A 9889-nucleotide genomic window follows, 5' to 3' on the forward strand; every position below is an offset into this window, starting at 1 on the left:
GGGAGAGTTCAGGCGTTGATGGTCCGCTCGCCCGCATCGGCATACGCGCGTTCGGTGCTGGCCTTGGCCGGACGCCACCAGCTCTCGTTATCGCGGTACCACTGGATGGTGGCGGCCAGCCCGGCACGGAAATCCGAATACCTCGGCGTCCAACCGAGTTCGGTGCGCAGTAGCGACGCATCGATCGCATAGCGCTGGTCGTGGCCGGCGCGGTCGGTGACATGGTCGAAGTCGTCCGGATCGCGGTCGAAGGCCTCGAGGACCATCCGCACCACCGACTTGTTGTCGAGTTCGCCGTCGGCACCGATCAGATAGGTCCGGCCGGTCCGCCCGCGCTCCAGGATGTCCCATACCGCACGGTTGTGGTCATCGACGTGGATCCAGTCGCGCACCTGGTGTCCGGCACCGTAGAGCCGCGGCCGAACCCCATCGATGAGGTTGGTGATCTGGCGCGGGATGAACTTCTCCACATGCTGATACGGCCCATAGTTGTTGCTGCAGTTGGAGATCGTCGCGCGGACGCCGAACGAGCGGGTCCAGGCGCGCACCAGCAGATCGCTCGATGCCTTGGTGGCCGAGTAGGGGCTGGACGGGTTGTAGGGGGTGTTCTCGTCGAATGCGGGCCCGTCCGGGGTGAGATCGCCGTAGACCTCATCGGTGGAGACATGGTGGTAGCGCACCTCGTGGCGGCGCACCGCTTGCAGCAGCGAGTAGGTGCCGACGATATTGGTCTGCACGAACGGCCACGGTTCGGCGAGGGAGTTGTCGTTATGCGATTCGGCGGCGAAGTGCACCACGGCGTCGACACCGCTGACGAGTTCGTCCACCAGATCCAGATCGGCGATATCACCGTGTACGAAATCGATGCGGTCGGCCACCGACTCGAGCGAGGCCCGATTTCCCGCATAGGTCAGGGCGTCAAGGACGGTTACAGTGGCGTCGGGCCGCTCGGCCACCGTCTGTTGGACGAAATTCGCACCGATGAATCCGGCCCCGCCGGTTACGAGCAGTCGCACCCCCTGACCTTACGTCGCCGCGGCGGTGTGCCGACGCCGGATCCGCTTCCCTACGCCCACCTGCGCAGCGAGAGTTCTAATCTGTGAGCTTCGTCACGCTAAGCGATTGTAAAGAAAGGCGATTAGTTCGGATTCCCGCAAAAAACCATGGTCAACGTAGTGATTTCAAAGAACTCACCAAGCTTCGGGTCGTGATGGTGAACAAAATTTGAATAAACGGTCACAAACGGTTCACCACGCGTTAGCTGCACTAGATTTCGATCGTCTAGTCCCCTCCGAACGCTTCACATCGAGGTCCAGAACAAATGCTGATGAGGAAATTCGCCGCGACGTCGGCACTGCTGATCGCCGCCATGGGCATCACTGCAGGTACCGTGAACGCGGCTCCGGCGGAGTCCGCCGACGCCCCGATCAACTTCACCGCCCACGCGACCGACACCCAGTCGATCATCTCGATCGACGCCGGCTCGCTGGTCGTCGAGGACAACGCCCTCAAGATCAAAGCCGCCGACGGCACCACCGTCGCGGGCACCCCGCTCACGGCTCGCATCGATGATTTCGAATTCCCGGTCGCGGCGGAGATCTCCGACCGCACCGCCACCCTGACCCCCCAGATCGACATGGCGCACGCCACCTACAAGCCGGTCGCGCTGCCCTTCGAGGACCAGGCGCCGTTCAAGACCCCGTACGACCGTGAGGTGGCCGCCTTCAACCGCATGAAGGACACCGTCGCCATGGGCGCCACCATCGGCACCCTGGTCGGCGGCCTCGGCGGCGGCGCCATCGGCTGCGTCCTCGGCGGTATCGCCGGTGCGACCGTTGCCTCGGCCGCCATCGTCGGTCTGTTCGGTGCGTTCATCCCGGCCGCCGCCATCGGCTGCCTCGGCGGCATCATCGCCGTCGGTGCACTGGGCACCCTGGCCGGTCAGATCCTGATCACGGCTCCGGTCGCGATCGGTGCGGCGATCCAGTACTTCGCCACCACCTCCGCGCCGTTCAACGCGCCGAAGTAAGTCGAGCGACGGCTCTATACAACTGAAGTGAGCGAGAAACCCCGCCCGGTCCGATCGGGCGGGGTTTCTGCTGTTCGGTCGAATTACGTAACCGTGATAGCGCGGTTCGACACTGCAGAGTCAGAAAAACTCGACCTGTCCAGTAAATGAACAAAAGGTGAATGCGGTCGAACTAAATGGCGGCCGGAATTCGGCGCGCAGGGAATTCTTTGGACGACCACGGAAATTCCACAGCCGCGGCGCAAGCAAAGAACCCCGCCTCCCGACTACCCGAAGGCGCAGTCAGGAGGCGGGGTCGACTCGTCCGGCCGATCCAGGTCAAGCCGTCCGAGCCCGCTGCGGCTGCTCGAGTCGGGCGCGGACGAACCGGGATACCCGGGCCAGCGCCATCCTGCTCTCGGGCAGATTGGGGGCAATGGCCATGAAGGCGTGCACCTGACCGCGCCAGATCTCCAGCGCGTTCGGTACACCGGCGGCGGTCAGCCTGCGGGCCATCAGCTCGCAGTCATAGCGCAGCACCTCGTCCTCGGCGGCGATCAGCAGCACCGGCGGCAGACTCGCCAAGGCACCGTTGACCGGCGACACCATCGGATCCAGCTTGCCGTCCAGCTCCGCACCGATCCGCACGACCGCCTCCAGCGCGGACAGCGGAAGATAGGGATCGCGCTCGACATTCACGTAGTCCCGCTTGGCCGCGTAGTCCAGATCGAGGAGCGGGCTCAGCCCCACCAGCCCACCCGGGGACGGCAGACCGGCCTCGATGGCGCGCAGTGCGGTGCTGAAGGCCAGGAACCCACCCGCCGAATCGCCCGCCAAGACGATCCGGGACGGGTCCGCACCGTGCCGCAGCAGCCAGCGGTAGGCGCTCAGACAATCCTCGATCGCCTCGGCGATACTGCGTCCCGGCAGTTGCCGGTAGTCGACATTGACCACGGGCAGTCCGGTGCGCCGGGCCAGGCTGGCCGCGATGGGACGATGGGTGCCCAGTCCGCAGATGGCGAAGCCGCCACCGTGCATGTACAGCACCGCGCCGTGCCGCAGGGCACGCGAACCACCGGACGGGCGCAGGATCTCCATTCGAAACCCGTTCAGCGCCACCTGTTCCCGATCGACGCCGCGCGGCTGCGGCCGCAACCGGGCCAGGGTGTCGATCGCGACGGCGCCGACCGGAATGGTCGCCCGGCTGACCGGAAACAGGCGCAATACCGGGCGCACCGCGCCGAGGCAGGTCGCCAGGAGCATTCGCGCTGGCGCGCTCGGGCCGTTCGGGTTCATCAGCAAACCCGGCTCACGCGGGTCGAATTCACTCACGCTGGTCGCCGACATCGCGCACCTACCTCACACTGGCGCGCCGAGCCCGACCGAACGGTTACCCAGGCAAGAGTCGACGCTGACATCTCACACGTACCCGTGTGCGTCACTTCCCAGCAGGGGTGACACACTGATGTTTCAGAACACCACGGATGCGTGACCTACGCAACACTTATCGCCCGCCACGCCCGATTACCAAACGTTCGTGATCAATTTGTAGGCGAGTCGGAACCTCGCCGAAGCCGAGCCCGATGCGCCTGGCAGACTCGGGGACCATGCGCGGAATCATCTTGGCCGGTGGCACCGGATCCCGGTTGCATCCGATCACGCGCGGGGTGAGCAAGCAACTGGTCCCGGTCTACGACAAACCGATGGTCTACTACCCGCTGTCCACCCTGATGCTGGCGGGCATCCAGGACATCCTGGTCATCACCACCCCGGAGGATGCGGAGGCGTTCGCCCGCCTACTCGGCGACGGCTCGCAATTCGGCATCGCGATCAGCTATGTGGTGCAGCCGGAACCGGACGGACTCGCCAAGGCCTTCGTGCTCGGCGCCGACCACATCGGCGGCGACAGCGCCGCACTGGTGCTCGGCGACAATATCTTCCACGGCCCGGGCCTCGGCACCAGCCTCGAGCGCTTCACCGAAATCGACGGCGGCGCGGTCTTCGCATACTGGGTATCGGATCCGACCGCCTATGGTGTCGTCGAATTCACCGACGGTCGAGCGGTTTCGATCGAGGAGAAGCCCAAGGTGCCCCGATCCAATTACGCCATCCCCGGGCTGTACTTCTATGACAACGATGTCGTGGAGATCGCCCGCGAGCTGCGGCCGTCGGCGCGCGGCGAATACGAGATCACCGATATCAATCGCGCCTATCTGGAACAGGATCGGCTGCGCGTCGATGTGCTCGCCCGCGGTACCGCGTGGTTGGACACCGGCACCTTCGATTCGCTGCTGGACGCCGCCAACTATGTGCGCACCATCGAACAGCGACAGGGCCTGAAGATCGGTGTGCCGGAAGAGGTCGCATGGCGGCAGGGCTTCATCGACGATGAGCGGCTGTGCGCGCTGGCCGAACCGCTGGTTCGCTCCGGATACGGAAGCTACCTGCTCGATCTGCTCGAACGCGGACGGGATTGGTGAGCGATGGAGTTCCATGAACTCGCCGTGCCGGGCGCATGGGTGATCACACCGCGCCAATTCGGCGATGACCGTGGCATGTTCTGCGAATCGTTCAAGACCTCGGAATTCGAGAAGGTGACCGGTCGGCCGTTCGATCTGCGCCAGGTCAACTGCTCGGTCTCGGCGGCCGGGGTGCTGCGCGGCATCCACTACACCGAGGATCCGCCGGGGCAGGCGAAGTACGTGACCTGTGTGCGGGGTGCGTTTCTCGATGTGGTCGTCGACGTGCGGCCGGGTTCGCCGACCTACGGGCGCTGGGACAGCGTGGTACTCGACGATGTGGACCGGCGCTCGATGTTCCTATCCGAGGGGCTCGGCCATGCGATCCTCTCGCTGGCCGACAACTCGACCGTCACCTATCTGTGTTCGCTCGAGTACACACCCGAATTCGACCGGGATATCGATGCTTTCGATCCGCGGCTCGGCATCGAATGGCCCAAGACCGGTCTCGACGGTCAGCCGCTGACCTATATCCGATCTCCCAAGGACGCCGCCGCACCGCCCTTCTCGTAAACGCCGAATGCCACCGCCCCCGATGAGGGAGGGAAGCGGTGGCATTCGACTTACTGTCGGCCGGAAGGGGATTCAGCCGACGAGTTCCAACTCCGGCTCCTGCGCCCGCGCCTTGGCACGCTTGGGCAGGTAGGCCGTCATGGCGATGAGCGCGCCGACGATGGTGACACCGGCGGCGAACTGCAGGCCGGGCCGGAAGTTGTCGAGCACCGCGGCCGGGGTGCTCGCCCCGTGGCTGCCCGAGGAGATGATCGCGGTGTTCACCGCGAGCACGATGGCCGCACCGACCTGCATGGAGGTCTGCAGCACACCGGCCGCCAGACCCTGCTCATCGTCATCGATGCCATTGGTCGCCTGAATGTTGATGGCGGGGAAGCCGACCCAGCCGATGCCGATCAGCAGCACCGCGGGCAGGATCATCGTCAGATACGACGGCGTGGTGTCCAGCCGCAGGAACAGCAGGTAGCCGATGGCCATCACGACCATGGTGACGGCGATGATCGGTCCGGTGCCGAACCGGTCGACGAGCTTATCGGAGAAGAACGCCGACGCGACCACCAGCAGACCCACCGGCAGCAGTGCCATGGCCAGCTTCAGCGGCGACCAGCCGAGCGAATCCTGCAGGTACAGGGTCACGATGAACTGCCAACTGAAGTACGAACCCGCGACCGCGATGATCGCGAGGCTGGCCCGGACCAGCGTCACCTTGCGCAGGATGCCCAGGCGCACCAGCGGGTACTTCACCTTCTTCTCCACCGCGACGAATCCGGCCAACAGCACGGCGGCGGCGATGAACGAAATGATGGTGCGCGGCGAGCCCCAGCCCGCCTCGGGTGCGGAGACGACGGTGTAGACCAGCAGCAGCATGCCCGCCGTGGACAGCAGCGCACCGAGAATGTCGTGCCCACCCTCCTCGGCGGCCTCGTCCTTGGGCACCAGCACCCAGGCCGCGCCCAGCGCGGCGAGCGCGATCGGAACCGGAAGCAGGAAGGTCCAGCGCCAGCCGATGCCGGTCATCAGACCGCCGAACAGCAGGCCCATGGAGTAACCGCCCGCACCGAACACGGTGTAGATGGACAGCGCCTTATTGCGGGCCGGGCCCTCGGCGAAGTTGGTGGTGATGATGGACAGACCGGTCGGAGCGGTGAACGCCGCGGCCAGGCCCTTGATGAAGCGGGTCAGGATGAGCAGCGGGCCGGAGGTGACCAGACCGCCGGCCAGCGAGGCAATTGCGAACACGGCGAGCGCGATCAGGAAGACCTTGCGCCGCCCGAGCAGATCGGCGGTGCGCCCGCCGAGCAGCAGCAGGCCGCCGTAACCGAGTACATAGCCGCTGACCAGCCACTGCAGGGTGGAGGTTGAGAGATCGAGTTCGGCGCCGATGGACGGCAGCGCGACACCGATCATCGAGACGTCGAGACCATCGAGGAACAACACAATGCAGAGCGTGATCAGCATGCCCCAGAGACGGGTGGACCATCTGATCGGATCGGTCGCCGTGGCGTCCGAAAGGGTTGCTGCAGAAGTCATGGGCGGAACATTACATGCGACAACATTAAATGCCAACACATTTAATGTGGTTGCATGGTTTGCTCCGGAGCACTAGGATAGGGCCATGTCGAAGCCGTCGACAACAGAATTAGTAGGGCGCGATGTGGCGCCCGTCGGGTTGGTCGCCGAGTGGCGCGAGCTGCTCGACCGGCACGCCGCCGTGAGCTGTGCGCTCGAGAAGGAGCTGCAGGGCAAGCACGACATCGGACTCAGCGAATTCGAGACGCTGGACCGGCTGATCGACGCCGACTGCGGCAACTACCGGATGAGCGATCTCGCCAGCGATATCTATCTGAGCCAGAGTGCGCTCTCGCGCGCGGTGGCGCGCCTGGAGCGCGACGGACTGGTATCGCGCAGCATGTGCACCGAGGACCGGCGGGCGATCTTCGTCTGTCTCACCGAGAAGGGCCGCGAGGTCTACGAATCGGCGCTGCCGACCCATCGCGAGGTGCTCGGGCGCACCTGGGGCAACCGCCAGAAGTGCTGAGCGGGCCAGCTACCCGGGCAGCTGCTAGATACTCTCGCGCGCTTCGTCGATGACGCGGCGCGCGTCAACCGCAGCCGATTTGATGTTCGCGAAAGCCTTTCGGTACCGCTCGATTTCGGGTTCCTTGTCCAGGTACACCGGACCGGTGAACGCCTCGACATAGACCACCGGCGGCTCGTGCAGTTCGCCCTGCGCCTCGGCGAATTCCAAGAGCACGAACCGGCCGGAATCCATGCCGTCGTGATAGCCGGAATCCGAGGGCACCAATTGAATTCGCACATTCGGCAGATCACACATGCGCCGCAGGTGGCTCAGCTGCTCGGCGGTCACCGCGTCACCACCGATGCGCCGCCACAGCAGCGCCTCGCTGATCACCACATCCAATTGCAGCGGCGCATCCTTGCGCGTGACCAGCGCCTGCCTGGCCATGCGCAACTGCACCCGGCGATCGATATCGGTCTCCGATGCCTCCGGCCGCGCCGACCGCAGCAGTGCACGGGTATAGGCCTCGGTCTGCAGCAGTCCGGGGACCAACTCGCTCTCATAGGTGGACAGCGCGCGAGCGGCCTCCTCCAGCCCGATGTACACCTCGAAGCCCTCGGCGATCACATCGCTGTAGCCGGTCCACCAGCCCCTGGCCTTGGTCTCCCTGGCCAGCGCGGTCAGCGGTTCGACGAGATCGGTTGGTGCACCGTAGATCTTGCACATGGCCTCGACGTCCAGGCTGCGCAGCGAGGTCTGACCGGTTTCGATGCGCCAGATCTTGGCCTCGGACCACTCGAGCTGCTGGGCCGCCATCCTGGTGGTCATCCTGGCCCGATTGCGCAGATCACGCAGATGCCGTCCGAGCTGCCTGCGCGGCATGGTCGAACCGGTCGTGCCCTGCGGTAAAGCCATGCTTCCCCCTCGCGCCGTGCGCCGAATCACCCGGATGTCCTCCCGAGTCTGCCGGTCCGGCGCGTCTCCACCGATATCCGCAACAGATATCCGGATATCCGAACAGCATTGTTTCACAGTAAAACTGACACTGGTCACGATGGGCGTCCCAGGTACGCCGGTGGCGCACGAGCGCCGAAGAGGTTCCCGCCCGGGATGATCCGGCAATTCAGCCTGGTTCTACTTCCCCGCGCCGCGCTTGCGGAAGCGCCAGAACTGCACGGCACGAACGTCTTCGGAGAGCTGGTTGACCGGCTCGGCGACATCGGAGAGCGCCTGGAACAGATCGTCGGCGAGATCGGCGATGTGTTCGACCCTGGACGCCAGCTTGGCGGCGTTCTCGAGGAATTCGAGCAGTAGGCGCACCACGGCCGCGATGGTCAGGCCGAGCGGTATCGCGAGCAAACCGGTCAGCACCCCGAGAACCGCCGAGACCTGCCACATCAGGACCGTCAGCGCGATCGGGATACCGATCGCGAAGGCCAGGCCGAGCATGTAGGCGAGGGGCAGCAGGGTCCGGGTCGCGGGACGGTGGAACTGCACGTCGAGCAGGCCGCGGGCGGCCTCGGCGCTCCAGGCCCGCGGACTTTCGAAGGGTTCGGCAGGTTCCGGCTCGTCCGTACCGCGCGCGAATCGCCTAGACGCATTCTCTTTCCAAGCGATCCAGCGTGATTCGGTTTCGAGTTCGGCCGAACCCGGCGCCTCGACCACGTCGGGCTCATCGGGCCCATTCGTCGCCCGGCCCCCCGTCGAATCGCTTCGCGATGCACGCCCACCCGTCACTCGACCGCCGCCCCCCATCGAATCGCTTCGCGATGCTCACTCATATGGCGATCCTTCCCCCATTTCCGCGGCCCGCCAATAGATGCCCGGGTGATAGCTATTGCGCACCGGGTGAGACGAATCCGACAGTCAACAAGATCTTTTGTACAACCCGTAACGCTCTGCCCACCCTGTCCCGATACCCACCACGTATGCAGGACCCAGGTCTATCGGGGAATGGAGAAAAACAGTGCGCACCACGTTTCCGACTTCCGCATCAGCGGCAGATATGACTGCCGCGGCGCAGGACTACATCCAGCGCGGGTGGACGATCGCTGAAACGGCCAACGGGATCTGCCTGATCACCGACGAGGACGTATCGGGCATCGAGATCAGCGGTGAGCTGGCCGGCGAGGTTCGCCGGTACCTGCGCGCTAACGACCTTGCCGGCCCGGTGATCGAGATCCCCGGTGCCGAGCGTCGCGAGATCCACTTGGTCACCGGCCTGCGCAAGGCCGCGATGGCGCTGGAGGCACTGCGCGAGGCGGGCGCCACCGTCTACACCGACGGCGACGGCATCCCGCTGCCCCCCACCCAGCTCACCACCGGCGAGGCGTGCTGGGGCGTCGCCCCGGGCGAGGCCCGCTGGATCCCGCCGGTCGTCGCGCTCGGCGCGGCCGTTCGCTCGGCGCTCACCCGGCGCGGCGCATCCGCCGTGGCCAGCGTCGCCTGCTGAGCTCACGCATCCGTCGGGCGGGGTCCGCACTGCCCTGACCGACCGTGACCGGTATCCGCTCATTCGCGATACCGGTCATTCTTGTTTCCGCATGCGCAGACATCCATCGCGCGCGATGATGTGGATATGGCCCAGATCACTGATGACACCCGGACGCTGTTGCGGACCTGCCCGCTGTGCGAGGCGGTCTGCGGACTCGAGCTCACCCTTGACGCACAGGACCGGGTGACCTCGGTTCGCGGTGATCGGGACGATCCGTTCAGCAGGGGGTTCATCTGCCCCACAAAACATGAATTGGATCATAGCAGTATTCATGATAATACACCAATTCATACTAAAACAACAATCTCAGATAACTACACTACAACTCAATCAAC

The 9889-nt window shown here is 65.1% G+C and carries 10 protein-coding genes and 1 pseudogene; 6 read left to right on the forward strand and 5 right to left on the reverse strand.

Annotated elements, in window-relative coordinates; genetic code table 11:
* Nucleotides 1-8: 8 nt before the first annotated feature.
* On the reverse strand, nucleotides 9-1016 hold the full coding sequence (gene rfbB / locus ABZW16_RS31215) for a dTDP-glucose 4,6-dehydratase (RefSeq protein WP_354959671.1): 1008 nt from the start codon (nucleotides 1014-1016) through the stop codon (nucleotides 9-11).
* Between the two features lie 305 nt (nucleotides 1017-1321).
* Here rfbB and ABZW16_RS31220 point away from each other — a divergent pair, with 305 nt between their 5' ends.
* On the forward strand, nucleotides 1322-2029 hold the full coding sequence (locus ABZW16_RS31220) for a hypothetical protein (protein ID WP_354959672.1): 708 nt from the start codon (nucleotides 1322-1324) through the stop codon (nucleotides 2027-2029).
* Between the two features lie 318 nt (nucleotides 2030-2347).
* On the opposite strand, the gene ABZW16_RS31225 is transcribed toward ABZW16_RS31220, so the two are convergent.
* Nucleotides 2348-3355 carry an alpha/beta hydrolase gene (locus tag ABZW16_RS31225; protein WP_354959673.1) on the reverse strand — a complete coding sequence of 336 codons (1008 nt, stop codon included), beginning with the start codon at nucleotides 3353-3355 and terminating at the stop codon, nucleotides 2348-2350.
* Nucleotides 3356-3615: 260 nt separating this feature from the next.
* Between ABZW16_RS31225 and rfbA the strand changes: the two genes are divergently transcribed.
* Complete coding sequence (rfbA, locus tag ABZW16_RS31230) at nucleotides 3616-4488, forward strand: glucose-1-phosphate thymidylyltransferase RfbA (RefSeq protein ID WP_354959674.1); 873 nt, start codon at nucleotides 3616-3618, stop codon at nucleotides 4486-4488.
* Between the two features lie 3 nt (nucleotides 4489-4491).
* Nucleotides 4492-5040: a dTDP-4-dehydrorhamnose 3,5-epimerase gene (rfbC, locus tag ABZW16_RS31235; protein ID WP_354959675.1), complete on the forward strand. Its 549-nt coding sequence runs from the start codon at nucleotides 4492-4494 to the stop codon at nucleotides 5038-5040.
* 72 nt (nucleotides 5041-5112) lie between these two features.
* On the opposite strand, the gene ABZW16_RS31240 is transcribed toward rfbC, so the two are convergent.
* A complete protein-coding gene (locus ABZW16_RS31240) occupies nucleotides 5113-6570 on the reverse strand; it encodes an MFS transporter (protein WP_354959676.1) in 1458 nt (485 codons plus the stop codon).
* 85 nt (nucleotides 6571-6655) lie between these two features.
* Between ABZW16_RS31240 and ABZW16_RS31245 the strand changes: the two genes are divergently transcribed.
* Nucleotides 6656-7078: a MarR family transcriptional regulator gene (locus ABZW16_RS31245; protein WP_354959677.1), complete on the forward strand. Its 423-nt coding sequence runs from the start codon at nucleotides 6656-6658 to the stop codon at nucleotides 7076-7078.
* A gap of 24 nt (nucleotides 7079-7102) precedes the next feature.
* On the opposite strand, the gene ABZW16_RS31250 is transcribed toward ABZW16_RS31245, so the two are convergent.
* Both ABZW16_RS31250 and ABZW16_RS31255 read right to left on the reverse strand, forming a co-directional pair.
* The gene (locus ABZW16_RS31250; protein ID WP_354959678.1) at nucleotides 7103-7975 is read right to left on the reverse strand and encodes a helix-turn-helix transcriptional regulator; all 873 of its coding nucleotides are present in this window, start codon (nucleotides 7973-7975) and stop codon (nucleotides 7103-7105) included.
* Nucleotides 7976-8194: 219 nt separating this feature from the next.
* A complete protein-coding gene (locus tag ABZW16_RS31255; protein ID WP_354959679.1) occupies nucleotides 8195-8725 on the reverse strand; it encodes a DUF4282 domain-containing protein in 531 nt (176 codons plus the stop codon).
* 301 nt (nucleotides 8726-9026) lie between these two features.
* Between ABZW16_RS31255 and ABZW16_RS31260 the strand changes: the two genes are divergently transcribed.
* A complete protein-coding gene (locus ABZW16_RS31260; RefSeq protein ID WP_354959680.1) occupies nucleotides 9027-9512 on the forward strand; it encodes a hypothetical protein in 486 nt (161 codons plus the stop codon).
* Nucleotides 9513-9638: 126 nt separating this feature from the next.
* Nucleotides 9639-9889 (forward strand): annotated as a pseudogene (locus ABZW16_RS31265) (hypothetical protein); the annotation flags it as partial.

The sequence above is a fragment of the Nocardia sp. NPDC004604 genome (assembly GCF_040609795.1).
GTDB lineage: Bacteria > Actinomycetota > Actinomycetes > Mycobacteriales > Mycobacteriaceae > Nocardia.